At 71.5% G+C, this 21,007-nt stretch carries 14 protein-coding genes; 8 read left to right on the forward strand and 6 right to left on the reverse strand.

Features of this window, described 5'->3' with window-relative positions; all coding sequences use genetic code 11:
* Positions 1-25 precede the first annotated feature (25 nt).
* Positions 26-718 (forward strand): NAD-binding oxidoreductase, encoded by a 693-nt coding sequence (locus JRI60_RS45685; RefSeq protein WP_204222368.1) that lies wholly within the window; start codon positions 26-28, stop codon positions 716-718.
* Here JRI60_RS45685 and JRI60_RS45690 read toward each other — a convergent pair.
* Positions 712-2,316, reverse strand: a complete 1,605-nt coding sequence (locus JRI60_RS45690) for a WD40 repeat domain-containing protein (RefSeq protein WP_204222369.1) — start codon at positions 2,314-2,316, stop codon at positions 712-714. The two genes, JRI60_RS45685 and JRI60_RS45690, sit on opposite strands and share 7 nt — an antisense overlap.
* On the reverse strand, positions 2,313-4,484 hold the full coding sequence (locus tag JRI60_RS45695) for a penicillin-binding protein activator (RefSeq protein ID WP_204222370.1): 2,172 nt from the start codon (positions 4,482-4,484) through the stop codon (positions 2,313-2,315). Before JRI60_RS45695 ends, JRI60_RS45690 begins: the two co-directional genes overlap by 4 nt.
* A gap of 305 nt (positions 4,485-4,789) precedes the next feature.
* On the opposite strand from JRI60_RS45695, the gene JRI60_RS45700 reads away from it, so the two are divergent.
* Both JRI60_RS45700 and JRI60_RS45705 read left to right on the forward strand, forming a co-directional pair.
* Positions 4,790-4,999, forward strand: coding sequence for a hypothetical protein (locus tag JRI60_RS45700; protein ID WP_204222371.1), 210 nt, complete (start codon positions 4,790-4,792; stop codon positions 4,997-4,999).
* A 21-nt stretch (positions 5,000-5,020) separates the two neighbouring features.
* On the forward strand, positions 5,021-5,659 hold the full coding sequence (locus JRI60_RS45705; RefSeq protein WP_204222372.1) for a hypothetical protein: 639 nt from the start codon (positions 5,021-5,023) through the stop codon (positions 5,657-5,659).
* 6 nt (positions 5,660-5,665) lie between these two features.
* Here JRI60_RS45705 and JRI60_RS45710 read toward each other — a convergent pair whose 3' ends face one another.
* From JRI60_RS45710 to JRI60_RS45725, 4 genes are all read right to left on the reverse strand, one after another.
* Positions 5,666-6,766 carry a methyltransferase gene (locus JRI60_RS45710; RefSeq protein WP_204222373.1) on the reverse strand — a complete coding sequence of 367 codons (1,101 nt, stop codon included), beginning with the start codon at positions 6,764-6,766 and terminating at the stop codon, positions 5,666-5,668.
* Positions 6,763-7,908, reverse strand: coding sequence for an aminotransferase class V-fold PLP-dependent enzyme (locus JRI60_RS45715; protein WP_204222374.1), 1,146 nt, complete (start codon positions 7,906-7,908; stop codon positions 6,763-6,765). The genes JRI60_RS45710 and JRI60_RS45715 overlap by 4 nt, the downstream gene beginning before the upstream one ends.
* Positions 7,905-9,686 carry a tryptophan dimethylallyltransferase family protein gene (locus JRI60_RS45720; protein WP_204222375.1) on the reverse strand — a complete coding sequence of 594 codons (1,782 nt, stop codon included), beginning with the start codon at positions 9,684-9,686 and terminating at the stop codon, positions 7,905-7,907. Before JRI60_RS45720 ends, JRI60_RS45715 begins: the two co-directional genes overlap by 4 nt.
* Positions 9,687-10,076: 390 nt before the next feature.
* Entirely contained in the window at positions 10,077-13,223 is a 3,147-nt protein-coding gene (locus JRI60_RS45725) for a protein kinase domain-containing protein (protein WP_204222376.1), read from the reverse strand.
* A 320-nt stretch (positions 13,224-13,543) separates the two neighbouring features.
* On the opposite strand from JRI60_RS45725, the gene JRI60_RS45730 reads away from it, so the two are divergent.
* The 5 genes from JRI60_RS45730 to JRI60_RS45750 all read left to right on the forward strand — a co-directional run bounded on the left by JRI60_RS45730 (position 13,544) and on the right by JRI60_RS45750 (position 20,948).
* A complete protein-coding gene (locus tag JRI60_RS45730; protein WP_239470108.1) occupies positions 13,544-14,920 on the forward strand; it encodes a sigma 54-interacting transcriptional regulator in 1,377 nt (458 codons plus the stop codon).
* Between the two features lie 84 nt (positions 14,921-15,004).
* Positions 15,005-16,189, forward strand: coding sequence for a hypothetical protein (locus JRI60_RS45735; RefSeq protein ID WP_204222378.1), 1,185 nt, complete (start codon positions 15,005-15,007; stop codon positions 16,187-16,189).
* A 234-nt stretch (positions 16,190-16,423) separates the two neighbouring features.
* Positions 16,424-18,250: a M4 family metallopeptidase gene (locus JRI60_RS45740; protein WP_204222379.1), complete on the forward strand. Its 1,827-nt coding sequence runs from the start codon at positions 16,424-16,426 to the stop codon at positions 18,248-18,250.
* A 76-nt stretch (positions 18,251-18,326) separates the two neighbouring features.
* Positions 18,327-19,796 carry a chitinase gene (locus tag JRI60_RS45745; RefSeq protein WP_204222380.1) on the forward strand — a complete coding sequence of 490 codons (1,470 nt, stop codon included), beginning with the start codon at positions 18,327-18,329 and terminating at the stop codon, positions 19,794-19,796.
* A gap of 81 nt (positions 19,797-19,877) precedes the next feature.
* Complete coding sequence (locus JRI60_RS45750) at positions 19,878-20,948, forward strand: ketopantoate reductase family protein (protein ID WP_204222381.1); 1,071 nt, start codon at positions 19,878-19,880, stop codon at positions 20,946-20,948.
* Positions 20,949-21,007: the final 59 nt, after the last annotated feature.

Consider the following 21,007-nt stretch of genomic DNA (forward strand, 5'->3'; position numbering starts at 1 on the left):
GGTCCGGGTTAAATCTCCCCCTGACATGAACGACTGGCACCCCACCACCGTGGCGGCCGTGCTCCCCGCCGCGGAGGGCCTCACCGAGCTCGTCCTGGACATCGGCGGCACCCCTCTGGTGGGTACCCACCGCACCCCGGGGCAGTACGTGCGCCTGGCCCTGCCCGAGGTGGGCGAGAGCATGTTCGCCATCGCCTCGCCGCCCGAGCCCTTCAGCACCCGCTGGGAGTTCCTCCTCAAGGGAGGCAGCCCGCTGCCGGACGCCCTCGTGCGGCTGGAGCCCGGGGCGAAGGTGCACAGCAAGCGTCCCGAGGGCCGTGGCTTTCCCCTCCCCCAGGCGCGAGGGAGGGATCTGCTCCTCTTCGCCACCGGCTCGGGCATCTCCCCCATCCGCTCCGTCATCGAGAGCATCCGCCAGGAGCGGGGCTCCTACGGGCAGGTGACGCTCTACTTCGGGGCGCGCACCCCGCAGGCCTTCGCCTACGAGAAGGAGCTGCACCATTGGGAGGCAGCGGGCATCCGCGTGGTGCGCACGGTGAGCCAGCCGGGCGCGAGCGGCTGGCAGGGCCTCACCGGCTACGTGCAGACCCACCTGGGCGAGCAGCCGGCGGCGGACACCCTGGCCTTCTTGTGCGGCCAGTCCGGCATGGTGCAGGAAGTCATCGAGGCGCTGCGCACCCTCGGGCTGCCCCGCGAGGCCATCCACCTCAACTACTGACGCCACTCCACGGTGGGAGCGGCGTAGCGCACGGTGAAGAGGGCCGCGGCCGGCTCGCTCTCCTGATTGCCCGTGGCCTTCTGCGGCGTCCACGCGGCCACGCCCACCCACTGCCCATCCGGGCTGAAGCGCACCCGGCGCACGGACCAGCCGAACGTCCGCTCCGCCACCGGATTCTCCGCACCGTCACGCCACACGTAGAGCTGCTTGTCCCAGCCGCCGCTCGCCAACGCGCGCCCGTCCGGCGAGATGCCCGCGGTGGCCACCACGCCCCGGTGCCGCGTCCACTTGCGCAGCACCTGCCCGTTCCTCGCGTCCACCAGCGCCACGGCGTTCTGCTCGGAGAACGGCTCCACGAGGCCCTTCTTCTCGCGCTCGTAGATGGTGCGGGTGCGCTCGGCCTTGCCCTCGGAGAGCGCCACGCCCAGGCGCTTGCCGGCCGCGTCCACGGTGACGTCGTTGACGTGGGCCTCGTACGTGAAGGTGGCGCGCGGCGCGAACACCAGCCCCCGCTCCTCCTCCTGCGTCCCCGCGGCCGGTGCCTTCAGCGTGAGGACGACCTCGCCCGTGGACTCGTCGAAGGCCACGTCGACGCGCTCGGAGAAGGGCGCGCCCAGCACGCCCGCCACGTTCTGCGGCAGACACGCGTCACACACCGCCACGTCCACCTCCAACTCCAGGCCCTTGAGGCGCAGGTGCTGGCCCCGCGCCACGCGCGCCAGGTTGGAGCCGAGCGCCGAGGGCAGCGTCACCGAGTCCTGAAGGAAGGCCGTGTCGATGCCCGCCGCCGCCGCCGCCTGCGTGCCCAGCACGATGGCGGGAGTGCGCGCATCCAGCGCGAAGGCCACCGGGGACTTCCCGTTGACGGTGCCTCCCACCACGGCATGGCCCCCGCGCCGCTCGAAGCGCAGCCGCGTCTGGTCCCTCCGCAGCGTCTCCTCGCGGGTGTCGAAGACCCGGATGTGCTTGTCCCAGCTCCCCGAGTACAGCGTCCCGTCCGCCGCGAAGGCGAGCGCGCTCACCCTGTCCTGGTGGGGCCGCACCTCGAAGGAGAACCCCAGGTCCGCCACGCGCAGCGCGGTGACGAGCCCCAGGGCGCTGCCCACCACGAGGTAGCGCCCAGCCGGGTGGAAGGCCACCGTGGTGAGGGGCTCCTCGGTGCGCAGGCTGGCCTTCTGCGCGCCCGTGACCGCGTCATACAGGCGCACCATGCCGTCCCAGCCCGCGCTCGCCAGCAGCGTGCCGTCCGGCGAGAAGGCCAGCGCCTCCAGGTCGAACTCGGCGGGGTTGACGCCCGCGTTCACCACGGGCGCCAGCACCGGCTTCAACGTCCACAGCGCGAGCTGGTACTCGCGAGCACCCAGGTGCGAGTAAGCCACCCGCGAGGACTCCGGCGAGAAGGCCAGCGTCCAGACGAAGTCCTTCCGGTCGAGCACGGTGGAGTCATCCAGGCCCGCCACCTCGCCCGCCAGGTACGCTCCCGGCTTGGACTCCAGCCGCGAAACGATCTCCGGAGCCAGGGCCGGCGCGGCGTGCTCACAGCCCGCCAGCGCCAGCAGTCCCACCACGGCCAGCGCGCGCGGCGCGACGGTCCTCACGAGCCCCCCAGCGCCGCCGTCTTCTCCGGTGGCACCTCGGTGACGCCCTTGTTGTCCACCGCGAGCAGGAACAGGGGCTTGCGCGCCTCCCGCTTCTCGTCGAAGGCCGTCTTGCCGGTGGCGCCGTCGAAGTCCTTCAGGGTGGCCAGGGCCTCGCGGAACTCGCCGCGGCTCCGCGGCGCCTGCTTCGACTCGAGGATCTGCCTCACCATGCGCGCCGAGTCGTAGCCGTAGGCCTCCAGCAGGCTCGGGTCCTGGTTGCCGTTGGCCTGGCGGTAGGCCTTCACGAAGCGCTGCGTGGCCGGCCGCTGCGAGTCCACGAAGAAGCCGTCCACGTACACCGAGCAGGTGACGAACTTGCCCCCGCGCTCGACGAGCTCGGGCAGGCCGCTGGCCCCCTTGGTGCTGCTCCACGCGTTGGTGCCCAGCAGCATCACCGTCTTGAGGTCCTTCTTGCCCGTCGTCTTGCGGATGCGCTCCAGGTCGCGTGAGTCGCACGCGTTGGTGACGATGTCCTCCACCGCCAGCGCCGGAGCCACCAGGCTCACCCGCTTCCACTCGTCGGGGATGAAGATGGCCTCGAAGTCGATGATGGGCTCCACGCCGCCCTTCATCTTCTCCATCGCCTTGCGCTTGCGGAACGCGTCCTGGCCGCTCGTCTGCTGCTGCACCTCGCGCACGCCCTCGATGTAGTCGAGCCGGTCCTCCAGGTAGTAGCGGCCCACCAGCTTCTTGGCCTCGTTGGTGAACGTGGTCTGGTCGTGGTCGTACGACTCGGCGCCCCGCACCTGCCCCCCGCTCTCCACCACGTGGTCCCAGAAGTCGTTGGCCAGCTCCACGCCGTAGGGGAGGTTCGGGTAGAGCACCGCGAAGCTCTTGAAGCCCTTCTGCTTCATCGCGAAGTCGGCGATGGCCCGCGCCTGCGCCGAGTTCGTCAGCATGTTGCGGAAGACGTAGGCACCGATGTCGGTGATGTCTTCCTGGCGCGTGAGGGTGAGCAGCGGCACCTGCAGCTCCTCGGCCACCAGCGCCGCGCGGCGCGACTCATCCGAGGTGATGGGGCCCAGCACCGCGATGGCCCCCTCGTCGAAGGCCAGCTGCTCCATCACCTGGCCGGTGGTGTTCACGTCGCCCTGGGTGTCCTTGACGACCAGCTCGATGTCGCTGCCGGCCAGCCCCAGCTTCACACCCCGCAGCACCGCCTCGCCCACGGCCTTGTACTTGCCGGACATGGGCAGCACCAGGCCCACCGTCTTCGGCTGCACCTCCACGCGGCGGGTGGCACGCGCGAGCAGCTCGCGGGCCTGTCCGGCGAACGGGTGGTTGGGCGCCTCCGCCAGGAAGCGGTTGAGCGTCTCCTCCAGCCGCGTCCAGTCCCGCAGGTGGTAGTAGACGCGCGCCAGCTTGAACGTCAGCACCGGCCAGGCGGGGTTGGACGTGGACAGCCCCTCCATCACCCGGGCGATGTCCATGAAGCCCGCGCGGCCCTCCACCAACTGCTGCACCCGCGCCGCCGCGGCCTGCTGCGCCTCGGGCGTCTGCGCGTTGCCGGCCAGGTCCACGGCGATCTGCAACGACTGTCCGAAGAGGCCCGCCTTCTCGGCGGCCTTCGCGGAGTCCTCGAGCAGCTGCGTGCGCTCGGCGCCCTCGGCACGCTCGGCGAGGCTGTAGAGCGTCTGGTACGCGTCGCGGTAGGCCCCCACCTCCAGCGCGGCCCGGCCCAGGCGGCGCTTGGCGTCCTGCGCCTGCGGATGCAGCGGGTTCTCGAAGAGCAGCTCGTTGAAGCTCTTGCGCGCGTTGACGTAGTCCTGGGAGTCGTAGAAGAGCACGCCCGCCCGGTAGAGGGCCTCCTGGCCCGCCGTCGTCTCCGGGTACGACTTGCGCACCGCGAGGAAGGACTCGGCGGCCTGCTTGCGCGGCGCCGTCTCCGACTGCTGGATGGCCTGGGCCAGCGCCTGGTCCGCCCGCGCGTCCTTGCGCGCCTCGACGGAGGGCTTCGTCGGGAACGGGTCCCCCCGGGGGACGTCGTCCTGGTTGGAGCCGGAAGAAGAGCCGGAGGAAGAGCCATGCGAGGAGCCACCGCCCACGGCGGTAGGCGTCTTGCACGCGGTCATCAGCAGCACCAGCGCGAACAGCAGCGCGCGGCGCGGAGAAGGGCGGACGTCCATGGTGTGGGGGTGCATAGCAGTGGGGCGCGCCTCCGTCGACAGTCGAGCGGGGGGTGGGTCTCCCTCCTTCGCCCGATGGGTCCTGCACCAGACGTGCCGCCCTGGAGCCCCGAGCGCCCACCCCGGACATGGAAGGCCGTGGGCCCCGAAGCCCGTGGGCCCCGAGCCACGGTCGTGTGGGCCCGGGTACTCGCCCGCCTGCTCGGGGGACGGCGAGGAGGGCGCTCCCAGGGAGGGGCCCCCGATTGCGGCCCCCACCCCCCATCCCAACCGTTGAGGCTTGGACCTTCACCGAGGAGCTGGCGATGGCGGGCACGAGGAAGCTGAGGGAGGGCTACGGAAGCACGAGCGAGCAGCGGCAGCGCAACCTGGAAGGCGACGCCTTCGAGGAGCGGGCGCCGCACACTCCGGAGGAGAGCGAGGCGGCCCGGGGCTCGCCGGACAAGGGAGGGCACGTGGTGCACGTGGATGCCCTGCCGGAGCCGCTCGACCTGGACGACCCCCCCGAGAAGTGAAGGACCCATCCGGAGCCAGCCATGTCCCAGCCCAAACGGATTCGTGCAGGAATGGTGGTGAAGAGCCGCGCCGGAGAGCCCCTCGGGCGGGTGCTCAGCGTGGATGACGAGGGCTTCGTCCTGGAGCGCAGGGTGGTCATCACCCGGGAGCACCGGGTACGGCTCGACGAGGTCCACGCGTTGGAGGCCGACGGCGTGGTCATCCACCACGACCGGACGCCCCCGCTCCACGCGGATGCGAAGGACCTCACCGAGGTCTTCTGGTCCGCCCGGCGCGCACGTGACGAACAGAAGCCCCTGGACGAGCGGGAGACCCGGTGGAGCGGGGTGCCGCAGCGCATCGTCGCGGTGACCGAGCACGCCGAGGCCTACCCCGTCCAGGTGGAGCGGGGCACCGTCAGCAACCCCCGCTACGTGCCCATGTCCGAGGAGCGGTTGCCCCTGCCCCCCACTCCGGACGAGGAGGAGCCGCGCCCCTTCCGGAGCCAGGAGGAGACGCCGAGAGCCCCTCCACCGAAGCGCTCGTCACGCTCGCGCTGGAATCGCGGAGTGCTGCAGCTGACCGAGGGGCTCGTGGCGCGCTACGCCGCCCGGCCCTTCATCGCAGCCACCTCGCTGTTCGAGCGGCTGCGCGGCGCGTGGTCCTTCGCGGAGCACTGAGCGCCCTCAGCCCTCGGATGCGGGGACCGGGCGGCGTCCCACCGCCAGGTCCCTCATCCCGCGCGCGCCGTTGAAGAAGAGGCGGATGTCCGACAGGCCCGCGGTCCGGAGCATCCCCTCCATCTCCTCCGGCGTGAAGTTGTCGCCCCCCGTGCTGAGCAGCATGAACAGCGACAGGAGCGCGGGCAGCAACGGCCCCCTCCGCTCGGGATGGAACAGCGTCTCGCTGACGAGCAGCAGCCCCCCCGGACGCAGCAGGGACACCGCCCGGGAGAGGATGCGCGCGCGCTCCTCCGCCACGAAGTCGCCAATCACTCCCGACAGCAGGAGGGCATCGGCCGGCTCCAGGGTGCCCCCCAGGTCCTCGCGCAGGTCCGCCACCGTGCAGCGGATGCGGCCGGTGAGCCCGGCACGCGCGATGCGCTCGGCGGCGTACGCCCGCGCGGGCGGCGTGTCGACGAGCTCGATGGACAGGTGCGGCACCGCCTGGGCCAGCTCGATGGCCACCTGCCCTCCCCCGCCCCCGAGGTCCACCAGCCGGCGCACCCCGGTGAAGTCCACCTGCTCGGCGATGAGCCCGCCCACCCCACGGCTCGCGATGTCCATGGCCCGCATGAGGAGCGCGTACTCGTCCGGGTGCCGGGCCAGCTCCGTGTACGCCTCACCGGCATGACGCGCGGGGTCGACGAAGGGCCAGTGCTCGAACTGGGATTGACCACTTCGCACCGCCGCGCCCAGGTGCGCGAACAGCGAGTCCACGTGACGGCGCTGGTGCTGGAGGAACGGCACGAGCGAGTCCTCTCCGTCCGAGGTGAGCACCGCCGCCGCCAGGGGTCCATTGCGGAAGCGCGGGCCCACCTCCTGCTCGACGAGCCCGAGCGCCACCAGCGCCGTGAGGAGCCGCCTCGCTCCCTCCCCGGAGATACCCGCCCGGGCCGCCAGCTCCTGGGCATCGAGAGGACCCGCGGCCAGGTGGTCGAAGAGCCGCAGGTCCAGCGCCGCGCCGAGCACCGAGCCCAGTATCGGAGCGCAGGAGAGGAGCTGAAGGGTGGCCGGCGTGCACGGCACCGGCTCGCCTCGAAAGCCGAGCGTCGCGTCTCCACTCATCGCCGGGACAGACGTGCGAGCTCGTCGATGACGCGATCGCACTCCTCCTCCGTGTTGCACGGGTGGGGCGAGACGCGGACTCCCGCCCCCGGCCGGGTGTCGATGTCGATGCCAAGCGCCGCCATCCGCTCGACGAGCACCGCCCCGTCCTCCATGTCGAAGCAGAGCATCCCACCGCGCCGCTCGGGCTCGCGCGGCGTCTTCACCGGGAGCCCCGCGTCGTGCGCCCGGGCCATCATCCGCGTGGTGAGCGCCACGCTGCGCTCCCTCAGCCGCTCCACGCCCGTCTCCAGCACGAAGCGCAGGCCCGCGCGGCCGGTGTAGATGGGCTCGATGGCGGGCGTCCCCTGCTGGAAGCGCGCGCTCCCCGGCGCGGGCTCGTACGTCTCCGCGAATCCCACCATCTCCCGATGGCCGATCCACCCCGGGAAGGCCGGCTCGAGCCGCTCGGCCAGCGCGGGCCGCACGTACAGGAAGGCCAGCCCCAGACCGCCGCCTCCCAGCCACTTGTGGGTGCCCCCCACCACGACATCCGCGCCGAGCCGCCGCACGTCCACCGGCACCACGCCCACCGCCTGGTACGCGTCCAGCACCACGAGGGCCCCCGCGTCGTGCGCCGCCTTCACCACCGGCGCGACCTCCAGGAGCGCCCCGGTGCGCGGCGACACCAGCGACAGCGCCACGATGGCCACCCGCTCGTCCAGGTGCCGCAGCACCTCCTCCGGCCGCAGCAACACCCCGTCCTCCGGCCGCAGCTCCTCGACGGAGAAGCCCCGGCGCGCCTGCGCGGACCACAGGTAGCGCGAGGAGTGGAAGTCGATGGCGCTATAGAGGATGCGGTGACGCTCCGGACGCGGCGACACCGCGGAGGCGATGGCCGCCTGCGCCGCGGTGACGCTGTCGCGGAGCGCCACCGAGCCCGGCTCGGCCCCGAGCAGCTGCTCGAGCAGCCGGGAGAACTCGCCCATGCGCTCGATCCACACCGGAAGGGAGCGGTTGCGCAACCCCAGCGTCCGGGCGTACTCGAGCAGGTCCACGTACATCTCCGAGGGCGTGGGGCCGAGGCACTGCGTGGCGAAGTAGGTGCGCTCGGAGAACAGCGGGAAGCGGGCGCGCAGCGCGGCGAAGTCCGAGGCGCTCATGGGTAGCACTGGCGGTACAGCGCGTCGAAGAAGGCGCGCGACGCGGTGGCCACCGCCTTCGCGCCACGCCAGGCGGCCTCGCTCGCCGGGCCCGTGGGGATGAGCCGCGCCATGTCCATGGACTCGCTGGCGTGCTCCACCTCCAGGTGCTCGTGCAGGTGCAGCCACTCGAGCGCGGAGGGAGGAATCTGCGTCTGGCGGCGGAACTGGTCCGCGACGAACGTGTCCACCTGCTTGCCGTACACCTCGACCACCAGGCTCGCCCCCACCCCTTCGTAGGGCTCGGCGCTCACGTAGCAGCGCTCCAGCTCCGCGCCGAGCGCGTGACCCGGCGCGAGCACCTCCTGTGTCTCCGGTGGCGCCCAGGGCGCGAGCACCTCGAACATCCGCTCGAAGAGTCCCCGGTGGGCGCGCGTGAAGTCGCCATCGCCCAGCTCGTCGTTGAGCTGCTTCGCCAGCACGCTTCGGATGCGCTCGTCCGTCGCTCGGGCGGTGAGCCACGCCAGCCGGCGAGGAAACTCCCGGGTGATGCCCACGCGAAAGTTGGCCAGCAGGCGGGCCAGCACCTCCAGGCGCACCGGCTCGCGCTGCATCCGCGTGAAGAACGGGTGGTCCGCCACCGAGTGCGTCTCGAAGTGGTCGACGATCTCCGTCGCCGGCCGTGCCACCTCCACCGCGGGTGGCTCGCGCGACGGCTGCCGCATCATCCCGTACGTCTCCGGTGAGAAGTAGACCGTCACCCGGGGCCGCCCCTGCCACCGCACCGCGGCATAGGTGTGGATGCCCGTACCGGCCTCCAGCGGACGGTGGGCCGAGGCCTCCAGCGCTCCCAGGTACGGCCCGGTGGCCAGCCCCTGGCTGTCGAGATAGCCGGTGATGCGCTGGCGGATCTCCCGGTCGTCACGCGCGTGGTGCGACATGGGGAAGTACACCGTCACGGCCTGGGGTCGCGCATCGGAGGGGTCCGTGAAGCTCAGGCATGTCACCAGCCCCTTGCCACCATAGGGGCCCTCGCCGCCACCGGCCATCTGCCGGCAGAACTCGGCGGCGACTCCCGGCTGGTGGTGACGCCCCAGCGCGCACACCTCTTCGAGGAACGACGCGGTCGCGCGGTGGTGGCGGAAGTAGAGCTTCGCCCGGGCATCGGCACGCGGCGACAGGTCGAGCGCGAAGTAGACGGGCTCGTCCATTCCCACCTCGCGGCGCCCCATCACCTCGGCCACCGAGGACCAGGCCGCGTGGAAGCCGATGCGGTGCAGCGCCTCCTCGGTGAGCCGGGCCGCCCGTCCCGGACCCTGGGCCAGGAGGTTGAAGTACGCCTTGAAGTCCACCGGGTGCCCCGGGCTGAACGCGGCCGAGTACCACGCGACGAACCGGCCCCGCGCGTCCTCCGGCATCAACAGCCCCTCCAGCGCGCGCAGCCGCTCGAGGTGCAGGCCCTGGGTCCGCGCGAGTTCCTCGTGCAGGCGCAGGCTCGCGGCGCGGTTGGCGCTCAGCGAGAACGGCGCGTCCATGGGCTCCACCAACACGCGCAGCTGCGGCCCCTCGGCGTCGATGGCCACCGACAGTTCGAAGGGCGAATGGTCGTCACACACGTCCGAGGGCCAGGGCGGAGCCTCTCCCACCGGCAGCGCGCCCCAGCTCGAGGCCAGCGTCAGGAAGATGTCCCGCATCGCCTGGGTGGAGGGCTCGTCGAACCCCAGCGCCCGGGCGAGCGCCGTCATCCGTTCACTCCCCGAGGCGATGAGCGTTCCAGCGAGAAGACCGTGCTCCCGCATGTGACTCCTCCTCAAAAGAGTGAGGGAGGGCGCCGCGTTCCAGGCGGAACGCCGTCCCTCCCCCCTCAGGTGACTCAATTTCTCGAAAAGTAAACGTTGGCTCGTGTGGCTGTCTATGAGCGGGGGTCGCACCACCGCAATCGCTCGCACGCACCGTGAGAGCGCGAGGAGGGGATGCGCGAAAGGAGCCAACGTCGCGCGCGGCTCACCGCACACACGCAGCGGAATCCCCCGCCGGCATCTCCCGAGCGGGTGAGGAGGGACCCACCGGGAGTGGTCTCCGACACCTGTCTGACCGTCACCACGACCCGAGAGGAGGACCCTCCGGGCGCGGTTTCCGCCAACTGGTCCGACTGTCGGACCAGTTGGCGCGAAGCGGGCCCGGAAGGCTCAGGCGCTCACGGAGGCGGAGGCGAGCACCACCGGGGCGGGCACCACGGCCGCGCGGCGAGGCTGAAGCGCGCGCCGCAGCTTCGCCACCAGCACGTCCGGATTGACCGGGTACATGAGGACATCGTCCGCGCCCGCGTCCAGCCCGGCCTCCACCAACCCGGGGTCCTCCGGAGGGGCCAGCACGAAGATGGGCAGGGAGGCGGTGTCCGCCGAGGAGCGCAGCGAGCGCGTGAGCGCGGCGCCGTCCCCATCCGGCAGTTGAGAGGCCACCACCAGCGCCTGACTGCCCTGCGCCAGCAGCGTGCGGGCCCGCGCCGCGGAGTCGGCGAGCACCACCCGCACCCCGTCCGCCAGGAAGCGCGCCTGGAGGGCCGAGGCCCGCGCCGTGTTGGGCTCGGCGAGCACCACCGTGTGCGCGGCGCTCTCGCCCAGCACCAGCTCCATCACCTCCGCGGAGAGGGCCTCCAGGGCCACCGCGGGCAGGCGGTTCTCGGTGCGCAGCTTGACGAGCGACTGCGACGCGGCCGAGGCCACCGGCGTGGCCGTCCCCGCCACCTCCAGCAGCGACACCGCCGCGGCCAGGGCCAGCGTGGCCCGGTTGGCGTTGTCGGACAGCGGCGGAGCGTCCCGGGTGCAGGCGCCGATGAGCCCCGCCAGCTCGCCCGCGTCACGGCCGAGGATGGCGCGCACCGACTCGCGCGAGGGCCGGGAGAAGCGCTCCTCCGACTCCTGGCAGGCCGCGAGCGCCAGCGCATAGGCCACCGCGGAAGCCCGCTCGGCCTCCGCGCGCCCCGCGCCCAGCCGCCGGGCCACGCGCCGCGCCAGCTTGGCGAGCGCCGCGCCCTGCACTCCCACCCCACCGAGCTCCGCGAGCGCCGCGTCCACCACGCGCGCGTGCAACCGCGCCGCGCGGCCGAGCGGACCGGCCTCTCCTCCGAGCGCCTCGGCCAGCGAGGGCAGCACGCGCACCTCCATCGAGGGCGCCACCGTCATCAACCTCGCCACCAACGACGGCGCGTCCGGCACCGTGTCCGCGGCCACCAGCGCCACCTCCGTACCGCCGAGGGCCACCGCCTTCTCCACGTCCGCGGCGCTGCTGCCGGAGGCCGCCACGCCCTGGCGCGTGAGCAGCCGCACCGCCGCCTCGCGCAGCTCCTCGTCGTCCGACACCACCAGCATGGTGCGCGCCAGCGAGGCGGGCGCGAGCGTCGGCGGAGGCCGCGGCGCCGGCTCGGGCACGGGCGGTGGCGGCAGGGGCGGCGGCGCGGGGACGGCGGAGACCTCCTCGAAGGCGGACTCGTCCAGCAGGCGCTCGCGCGTGCGGGTGTGCTTGTCGGCGTAGGGCGTGACGCCCGCCTGCGTCTCCGAGCCCGCCAGCGGCATCATGTTGGACCAGTCATCCATCTGGTCCGGGTCATCTCCCCGGTAGAAGCGGCCGATGGCGCGGCGGATGGCTCCCTCGGTGGCGTAGATGCCGCGCACGGGACAGCCGGTGATGAACTTGAGCTCGTCCAGGCGCGCCAGGTCGCGAGGCTCGCGCATGGCGCACACCAGCTCCTTGGACTGCTGGGCCACCGGCACCGCCTCGAGCCGCTCGGCCTTCTCCAGCGGCAGCAGCGCCAGCAGGCCCTTGGGCACCGGCATGGTGCGCAGCACCTTGTCCGACACGAACGCGATGCCTCCCTGCTCGCTGAGGGCTCGCACCACGTCCTCGTCGGTGAGGATGCCCTCGGCCACGAGCAGCTCGCCGATGCGCCCGCCGGTGCGCTTCTGCCGCTCCAGCGCGCCCTTGAGCTGCGACTCCGACAGCTTGCCGGCCGCCACCAGCATCTCCCCCAGCTTGCGGCGCCCCGTGCGCATCACACGCGTGGGCACCTGCATGGCCACGGAGGAGCCCACCGCGCTCATCGTCATCGAGCGCGCGCCGGTCGGCGACACATGTGGAATGGATGAAGGGCCCACCCCGCTCAGCGTCATCGCGCGGGCGCCGGCCGGCGGAGGCACCTGCATCGTGACGGAGGTGCCCGCGCGCGCCTCGGGCGGCGGGGGCGGAGGCTGCGTCCGGCCCGCGTCCCCCACGCTGCGCATGGAGGGAATCGACGGCGTGCCCGGGCGCGGGCCTCCGGGAAACGGCGGGCGCGAGCGCACCGAGGTGAGCGTCGGCGGCCGCTGCATCCCCGCGTCCGAGCCCAGGCGGATCTCCTCGCCCCGCACCTCGCCCGAGCCCTCCAGCGGCGAGTGGCGGTCGGGGAAGCAGCGCGAGAAGAGCGCCGCCACGTCCTGCGGGCCCACGCGCAGCCGGTGGTCGAAGAGGAAGTTCTGCAGCGCGTCCGAGATGTCGCGCGCCCGCTGGAAGCGCGCCGTCGGGTTCTCCGCCAGCGCCCGGGTGACGATGCTCCACAGCGCCGGCGGCACGCCCGGCAGCGGCGACAGCGCCTTCACGTCGAACTGGGCGATGTTGCGCAGCGTCTGGAAGTAGTCCGTCCCCCCGAAGAGCTGCTTGCCGGCGAGCAGCTCGTACAGCATCAGCCCGATGAGGAAGAGGTCCGCGCGCTGGTCCACCTCGGCGCCCTTCACCTGCTCCGGCGCCAGGTACCCCGCCTTGCCCTTCACCACGCCCACCTGCGTGCCGTTCTGCGCGTTGGCCGCCTTGGCGATGCCGAAGTCCGCCAGCTTCACCTCGCCGCTGCTGGCCACCATCACGTTGGACGGGTTCACGTCCCGGTGGATGATGTTGAGCGGCCGGCCCGCCGCGTCCGAGCGCCCGTGCGCGTACGCCAGCCCCTCGGTCACCTGCTGGACGATGAAGCACACCTCGCGCAGCCCCAGCGGCACCTGGTGGGACGCCGAGCCCCGCTGCACCGCCCGCAGGTTCTCCCCGTCCACGAACTCCATCACCATGTAGTACTGCCCGTTGATGGCCCCCAGGTCGAACACCTGCACCACGTTGGCGTGCTGCAGGCACACCGTCAGCTTCGCCTCGCGCAGGAACAGCTCCACGAACTCCCGGTCCTGGGCGAGCGACGGAAGGATGCGCTTCACGGCCACCGGCTTCTCGAAGCCCTCGGCTCCGACCACCTTGGCCAGGAACACCTCCGCCATCCCGCCGGCCGCGAGCTTGCGGATGAGTCGGTATGTGGCCATGCCGGCACCTCCCCCATCTCCCTAGGTTGCGTGCTCGGTATGCTCACGGGAGGGCGTCTTGGTGAGTCCCCTTCGCCCCGGGACGCCAGGAACGTCCACCCGCGGGCACTCCCATGACGCATCGCGCCCCTACCTCGTTCACCGGTGGTCAGCGGCCTACGACTCCAGGGAAGGTGGGGCGCTCTGCGGCACGGGAGGAGCTGGCGGCACATGCCCCTTCACCCCCGGGGCGCCGCGTCTCGTTGGATCAGAAAATTCGACGAGGACAACAGGTGAAGTGCGAGGGACGCGGCGGGTAGGGCGTGGTAGCGTGTCCTTCCGTGGCGCAGCCGTACGACGACGACGACGAGCAGCAGGACGAGCAGACAGCAACCCTGCACAGGGCCGAGTCCGGCCGGGTGCGGCTGAAGCTGGTGGTGCTGTCGGGGCCCAGTGCCGGACGCAGCCAGGTGCTCGAGCCTGGGGAGTACCTGGTGGGCAAGGCCCCCACGTGCGACATCGTCCTGAGCGACAAGACCATCTCGCGGCAGCACCTGAAGCTGGTGGTGCGCCAGGATGGCGTGCAGGCGGTCGACATGGAGTCGCACAACGGCTCCTTCTGCGAGGGGCTGCGCTTCTCCGAGCTGGAGCTGCGCCCTGGAACCGTCATCACCCTGGGCACCACCGAGCTCAAGTTCGTCCCGGAGGACACGCGGGAGCGCTCGGTGACGCTCTCCTCGCGCACCCAGTTCGGCGCCCTGGTGGGCAGCAGCCGCAAGATGCGCGAGGTGTTCACCCTGCTGGAGCGCATGGCGCCCGGCGGCTCGGACGTGCTCATCCAGGGTGAGACGGGCACGGGCAAGGAGCTGTGCGCCGAGGCGCTCCACCAGGAGAGCCCGCGCGGCAAGGGGCCCTTCGTCATCGTGGACCTGGCGGGCATCGCCCCCTCGCTCATCGAGTCGGAGCTGTTCGGCCATGTGAAGGGAGCCTTCACCGGCGCCCAGAGCGACCGCGCGGGCGCCTTCGAGCGCGCGAGCGGGGGCACCGTCTTCCTCGACGAGGTGGGCGAGCTGCCGCTGGAGCTGCAACCGAGGCTGCTGCGCGTGCTGGAGCGGCGCCAGGTGAAGCGGGTGGGCGCCAACGACTACCGCACCGTGGACATGCGGGTGGTGGCGGCCACGCACGTGGACCTCGAGGGCGCGGTGAAGGCCGGGAAGTTCCGCCGCGACTTGTTCCACCGGCTCGCGGTGCTGCGCGTCACGCTGCCGCCCCTGCGCGAGCGGCCCGATGACATCGCCCTGCTCATCGACACGGTGCTCAAGCGGATGGGCCGGCCGCCCAGCGCGCTGTCGGACCAGACGCGGGCGCTGCTCACCCAGTACCCGTGGCCGGGCAACGTGCGCGAGCTGCGCAACGTGGTGGAGCAGGTGGTGAACCTGGGCGAGGAGGCCCTGCCGGAGCTGGAGCCGCTGCCCGGCGAGTCCCTCACGGGCGACGCGCACTCCGGCGCCGGAACGCCCGAGTTGGATCTGCCCTTCAAGGAGGCCAAGGAGCGGCTCATCGAGGGCTTCGAGCGGGACTACCTCAAGGGTCTGATCGAGCGCTGCGAGGGCAACATCTCCCGCGCCTCGCGCGAGGCCGGCATCGACCGGGTGTACCTGCGCAAGCTGCTGAAGAAGCACGGTCTGGAGGACCGGAGCGGCGCCAGGGAGGCATGACGGCAGTCACCGGAAAGAGGCGCCCGGTAGTTGGATCGCCTCTTGCAGTGGGTTGGGGACGTCTCCATCGCGGGAAGGGTCCCCATGAACGTCGGCAGGCTGGCGCAGGCAGTGGTTGCTCGGGCGGGAACGCAGGGCCAGCGGCTCGAGCAGGGTCCCCGGCGCGAGTCGGCGAAGCCTGAGCAGGCCCGGAAGTCCTCGCCGGGCGGCGCTCCCGCGGGCAAGTCCGCTCCCGGCGGCGACGCCGGAGCCGCCCGGGGCGCGCGGCGCCAGGAGGGGATGGAGGTCCGCGGTGATGCCGCCGGGGCGTCCCAGGGTGGCTTCGAGGGCGTGGCGGACAAGCACGGCGTGGCCGACAAGCAGAAGGCCCCGTGGAAGCCCCAGACCGACCCGGCCCGTTTCGCGTCCCAGGGCCAGGCGCCCCTCGCGCGCGAGACGCCGGCCCCGGCGACCCCCGAGCTCTCCCGGGAGCAGGCCGCCGTCGACAAGGATGCCCCTGGCGCCGAGCGCCGGGCCGTCATGGGCCGCGCGCAGCTGCGCGCCGCGGTGGTGGATCGCCTCGTCCGGGGCCTGACGGACCTCCAGGTCCGGCTGAGCGACTTCCTGAAGAGCCCCGCCCGCCGGCAGGGTGTCGTCAGCCTGTCGCTGGTGTTGAGCGAGAGCTCCGTCACCCACGAGCTGTGGCAGGAGCCGATGTCCACGCCCGAGGGCCGGATGCGCCTGATCCAGATGCTGGGCCTTCCGCTGGAGACGGACGACGGCTCGGTGGCGCGGGTGCTGGTGGACGAGGTGCGTCAGGCCTTCAAGGACTTCCACGCCAGTGTCGCGGGCCGCAAGTGCCGGCAGGAGTACGCGGAGCTGATGCGGCGCTTCGAGGAGGCGAACGTGCTGCCCGTGGTGGCCGGCCACGACACCGGGCCGATGGTGGCCGAGCTCACCCGGCTGGGCGTGCGGCTCGAGAGGGACTTCACCCTGTCACTGCTGGTGGACCCGCACACCATCGCGGTGGGGTTCCTCCCCGACGAGGGCTCCGCCACCCAGGTCATGGTCACCGGCCTGAACGCGCAACAGCTCGGCGCGCTCATCGCCCAGATGCGCCGTCTCAACAACCGGCTCTCCAACCGGCAGGTGCGCATCCTCCTGCACCGCCTCACCTTCGACGTGGTGAAGGAGTGCCGCAGGAGCCTGGGACAGGCCGAGGTGCGCCACGCCCAGGAGTTGGCGCTCCAGCACCTGCGGCTCCAGGCCTACGAGTACTGCCTGCCCTGACTCCAGAGTGGTGACGGTCGTCACCAGGTGATGACAGCCGTCACCCGGGTCCCCCCCGGTTTCGATGGTGACAGCCGTCACCAGTCTCACTGGAAGAGCCCCCGTCAGCGGGCAAAACCCCGTCTCTTCGGGCACTTTTCGATGACGCGGCGCGTGGCACACATCCTGCTCTAGTCTGTGCGCAACAACCACTCAGTGGGTGCGGGACACCCATCCAACCACAGCGAGCACACCATGCAGATCCCCACGCAGTTCCAGAAGCCCTCCCTGCCCCCCACCACCGCGCCGTCCCTCTCCCGCGCCCCCGAGGCGAAGCTCCAGACGCCCTCGGCGAGGGCCACGGACCGCGCCACCTCCGGCTTCGAGGCGCGCTCGAGCTTCGCTCCGGCCAGCAAGTCCCCGGTGGCGCTCACGGACACCCCCGCTCCCACGAGCAAGGGCGCCCTGCCCCTGAACAGCCCGCAGGCCCAGGCCGCCATCCAGAAGACGCTCGACTTCGTCCAGCGGGGGCAGCCGGGTGCGGCGAGCCGGGGCCTGGTGCCCACCACGGATGCCTCCAAGACCCTGTCGCCCCGCGCCGTCGAGCGTGACGCGTTGGGTATGACGCATGTGCGCATGGATCGCGTGCACGAGGGCGTGAAGGTCTTCGGCGAGCAGGTCATCGGCCACCTCGACCGCGAGGGCAAGGTGGCGGGCCTCACCGGCAATGTCTCCTCCATCCCGGCCGGGCTGGGCAAGACGGAGCCGAAGCTGTCGGCCAAGGAGGCCCTGGCGGTGGCCCAGAAGGACTTCGCGGGCCGGACGGACCGGGAGCCCTCGGTGCAGCGCGCCATCTACCAGGCGAAGGATGGCAGCTACCACTCGGCCTTCCACGTGGAGCTCACCAACACCTCGAAGCTCCAGGGGAGCGAGCGCCCGCGGCGGATGAACTACCTGGTCGACGCCAACTCGGGCGAGCTGCTCGAGAAGTTCAACCAGATCGGCGGCATCGAGCTACCCCACAAGGGGGGCGCCCAGGCCGCGTCCGCGAAGAGCGCCACGCCGGCCCCGGCGTCGGGCAAGGTCTCCACGCCGGACACCGAGCCCACGAGCAAGGCGGATGACACCACGCTCTACAGCGGCAAGGTGGACCTCTCCACCACGAAGAACAAGGACGGCACCTACAGCCTGGAGGACAGCACGCGCGGCAAGGGCGTGGTGACGTACGACGCGCAGAACAAGGAGGAGGCCAGCAACCCGGTGAAGATCACCGACAAGAACAACGTGTGGGGCGAGTCGGCGGACCCCACGCGCAACCGCTCCGCGGTGGACGCGCACTACGGCGCGGAGATGACGTACGACTTCCTCAAGAACGTGCTGGGCCGCGACTCGCTGGATGGCAAGGGCGAGAAGCTCGTGTCCAACGTGCACATCGGCACCGACTTCGTGAACGCGTACTGGGACGGCAAGCAGATGAACTACGGCGATGGAGACGGGAAGGACGCGGGCCCGCTCACCACGCTGGACATCGCCGGCCATGAAATCGCCCACGGCCTGACCGAGCGCACCGCCGGCCTCATCTACAGCGGCGAGTCCGGGGGCCTCAACGAGGCGATGAGCGACATCATCGGCACGGGCGTGGAGTGGTACGCCAGCCAGAAGAACAAGGCGGTGGAGTTCGACTGGAAGATGGGCGAGGACGCGTGGACGCCGGCCAATGGCGACGGGGACGCGCTGCGCTACATGGATGACCCGACGAAGGACGGCTACTCCATCGACAACTACAAGAACTTCCCGAAGCAGACGGAGGTGCACGGCTCGAGCGGCATCGCCAACAACGCCTTCTATCTGCTGGTCAACGGCGGCACCAACCGCACCTCGGGCCAGCAGGTGAAGGAGGGCCTCGGGATGGAGAAGGGCCTCCAGGTCTACTACCGGGCCCTGGAGCACTACATGACGCCGAAGACCACCTTCGCCCAGGCGCGTCAGGCGACCGTCCAGGCCGCGACGGACCTCTTCGGGGCCAACTCCGCGGAGCTGCAGAAGGTGAAGGACAGCTGGAGCGCGGTGGGCGTGAACTGAACGGGTGCCGATGACCCGAAAAATCGGGCACCGCTCTCCTGGGTGGGTGGCAACGGTCCGCTGCACAGGAGAGCCCATGAAACGTTCGATTCGCTCCGCCGCCTTCCTCGCGGCCATCCAGCTGTTTGGCACTGCTTGCGGTGGGCAGGACACGCTTCCTCTGGAGCTGGAGGAAGGGACCCTGACCGCCGCCGCCTGCTCCGAGTGGGCGGAAGGCAATACCTACACGGCCGGGCAGGCCGTCACCTATCAGGGCGCGGCGTACACGGCGCTGGTCACCCACACCGCCTATGTCGGTACCAACTGGAACCCCAGGGACACCCCGTCCCTGTGGTCGCCCGGGGGCAACTGCGGCACGCCCGCGTTCACCGTGAGCCTGTCGGCGAGCCCGACCACGCTCACCGCGGCGGGCAGCATCGGCCTGACGGCGCAGCTGAGCGGCGGCACGGGCACGAAGGTGGAGTTCTACCGGGGCAGCACGCTGCTGGGCACGGACACCAACGGCGCGGATGGCTGGAAGGCCTCGGACGCGTTCAGCGCGTCGACGCAGAACGGCACCTACAGCTACACGGCCAAGGCGTACACCTCCACCACCAACGCGACCAGCTCGGCGGTGAGCGTGACGGTCAACATCGGCGGGCAGCCGCCGCCCAGCAGCATTCCGAAGCACGCGCTCATCGGCTACTGGCAGAACTTCGACAACGGCGCCAAGACGCTGCGCATCCGCGACGTGCCGGCCGCCTACGACGTCATCATCGTGGCCTTCGCCGAGCAGACCGCCATCCCCGGCCAGGTCACCTTCGCCGTGGATCCGGGCCTCTCCAACGCCCTGGGCGGCTACTCCAAGGCGGACTTCATCGCCGACGTCCGCGCCAAGCAGGCCGCGGGCAAGAAGGTCGTCCTCTCCATCGGCGGCGAGCGTGGCAACGTCACCATCAACAGCTCGGCGACCGTCACCGCCTTCGTCGACAGCTTCTACGCGCTGATGAACGAGTACGGCTTCGACGGGCTCGACATCGACCTGGAGCACGGCATCGACGCCGCCAACCTGAGCACCGCCTCGCGGCAGCTCGCCAATAAGGTCGGCTCGCGCTTCGTGCTTACCATGGCCCCCCAGACGCTCGATGTGCAGACGGGCGGCCGGTACATGCCGCTCATCAACAACACCAAGGACATCATCACCATCGTCCACACCCAGTACTACAACTCGGGCGCCATGCTGGGCCGCGATGGCAAGGTGTACAGCCAGGGCACGGTGGACTTCATCACCGCGCAGGCGGACCTGCTCCTGGCCACCCTGCGCGCCGACCAGGTCGCGCTCGGCGTGCCGGCCACCGCGCAGGGCGCTGGCAGCGGCTACGTGAGCCCCTCGGTGGTCAACGCGGCCCTGAGCTGCCTGGCCCTGGGCACCAACTGCGGCAGCTACAAGCCCGTGGCGAAGTACGAGGCCATCCGCGGCGTGATGGACTGGTCCATCAGCTGGGACGGCACCAGCAACTGGGCCTTCTCCAACGCCGTGGAGCCGCACCTGAACTCGCTGCCCTGAGTGGCGGCACGAGGGCCCGGTGGCGGTTGCACCGGGCCTGTTTCACCCCGGCGGCGCGGCTCGTGGTAGGCAGGGGAGGCAATGAACCCTGCACAGACAGCGCCCCGGGTCCTCGTCGTCGGCTGTGGTGGAATCGGCGGCGTGCTCCTCTCGCGCATGGTGGAGGCGGGCCAGCGGGTGGCCGCGGTGGCGCGGCGCGAGGAGATCGCCAGCGTGCTGCGGACGCGCGGCCCGGTGCTGCGTGACGAGAAGGGCGAGCGCACCGTCCGAGGCGACCTGGAGGTCTTCGTCCAGCCGCCCCGGGAAGGCGCCTACGACTTCATCCTGCTCGCCACGCCACCGAATGGGGTGGAGGCGGCGGCCCGGGACACGGCGCACCTGCTCGCGCCGGACGGAGCCATGGTGGTGCTGCAGAACGGGCTCTGTGAGGAGCTGGTGGCCCAGGTGGTGGGCGAGACGCGAGTGCTCGGCGCCATCGTGGCCTGGGGCGCGTCGTCACCGGAGACGGGCGTCTACGAACGGACCTCCTCGGGGGGGTTCATGCTCGGCGCGCTCTCCGGCGAGCAGGACCCGAGGCTGCCGCGGCTGGCCGAGGTGCTGGGCGCGGTGAGCCAGGTGGCCTTCACGGGGAACCTGCGCGGAGCGCGCTGGAGCAAGCTGGCCATCAACTGCGCCATCTCCACGCTGGGCACGGTGGGAGGAAGCCGCGTGGGGCCGCTCCTGCGGCACCGCTTCGTCCGACGGCTCGCGATGGAGGTCTTCACCGAGGTGTTCCAGGTGGCCCGGGCGGAGGGCGTGAAGGTGGAGAAGGTGGCCTCCACGGTGGACCTTGAGTGGCTCACGCTGGGCGAGTCGGAGCGGCACGCATCGGGCTCCCCTTCCCTGCTCCTCAAGCACGCGATGCTGCTGGCCATCGGCGCGCGCTACCGCCGGCTCCGCTCGTCCATGCTGGCGGCCATCGAGCGGGGACGCGAGCCGCCGGTGGACTTCCTGAATGGCGAGGTGGTCCGGCGCGGGAAGGCGCATGGCATCCCGGTGCCGGTGAACGAGCGCTTGCTGGAAGCGGTCCACGCCATGGCCCGGCGCGAGCTGGCGCCCGGCGTGGAGACGCTCCGCCGCATCCACGAGCAGACCCGACCCCAGGGCCGCTGACCCGGGCGCGCGCCGCGCGAACTGGTCTGACTGTCAGACCAGTTGGTGAAAAACGCGCC

This window comes from Archangium violaceum (assembly GCF_016887565.1).
Taxonomy (GTDB): Bacteria; Myxococcota; Myxococcia; order Myxococcales; family Myxococcaceae; genus Archangium; species Archangium violaceum_B.

Coding starts and splice junctions, on each gene's coding strand:
- JRI60_RS45685 (WP_204222368.1), top strand. CDS start 26: ATGAACGACTGGCACCCCACCACCGTGGCGGCCGTGCTCCCCGCCGCG.
- JRI60_RS45695 (WP_204222370.1), bottom strand. CDS start 4,484: ATGGACGTCCGCCCTTCTCCGCGCCGCGCGCTGCTGTTCGCGCTGGTG.
- JRI60_RS45700 (WP_204222371.1), top strand. CDS start 4,790: ATGGCGGGCACGAGGAAGCTGAGGGAGGGCTACGGAAGCACGAGCGAG.
- JRI60_RS45705 (WP_204222372.1), top strand. CDS start 5,021: ATGTCCCAGCCCAAACGGATTCGTGCAGGAATGGTGGTGAAGAGCCGC.
- JRI60_RS45710 (WP_204222373.1), bottom strand. CDS start 6,766: ATGAGTGGAGACGCGACGCTCGGCTTTCGAGGCGAGCCGGTGCCGTGC.
- JRI60_RS45715 (WP_204222374.1), bottom strand. CDS start 7,908: ATGAGCGCCTCGGACTTCGCCGCGCTGCGCGCCCGCTTCCCGCTGTTC.
- JRI60_RS45720 (WP_204222375.1), bottom strand. CDS start 9,686: ATGCGGGAGCACGGTCTTCTCGCTGGAACGCTCATCGCCTCGGGGAGT.
- JRI60_RS45725 (WP_204222376.1), bottom strand. CDS start 13,223: ATGGCCACATACCGACTCATCCGCAAGCTCGCGGCCGGCGGGATGGCG.
- JRI60_RS45735 (WP_204222378.1), top strand. CDS start 15,005: ATGAACGTCGGCAGGCTGGCGCAGGCAGTGGTTGCTCGGGCGGGAACG.
- JRI60_RS45740 (WP_204222379.1), top strand. CDS start 16,424: ATGCAGATCCCCACGCAGTTCCAGAAGCCCTCCCTGCCCCCCACCACC.
- JRI60_RS45745 (WP_204222380.1), top strand. CDS start 18,327: ATGAAACGTTCGATTCGCTCCGCCGCCTTCCTCGCGGCCATCCAGCTG.
- JRI60_RS45750 (WP_204222381.1), top strand. CDS start 19,878: ATGAACCCTGCACAGACAGCGCCCCGGGTCCTCGTCGTCGGCTGTGGT.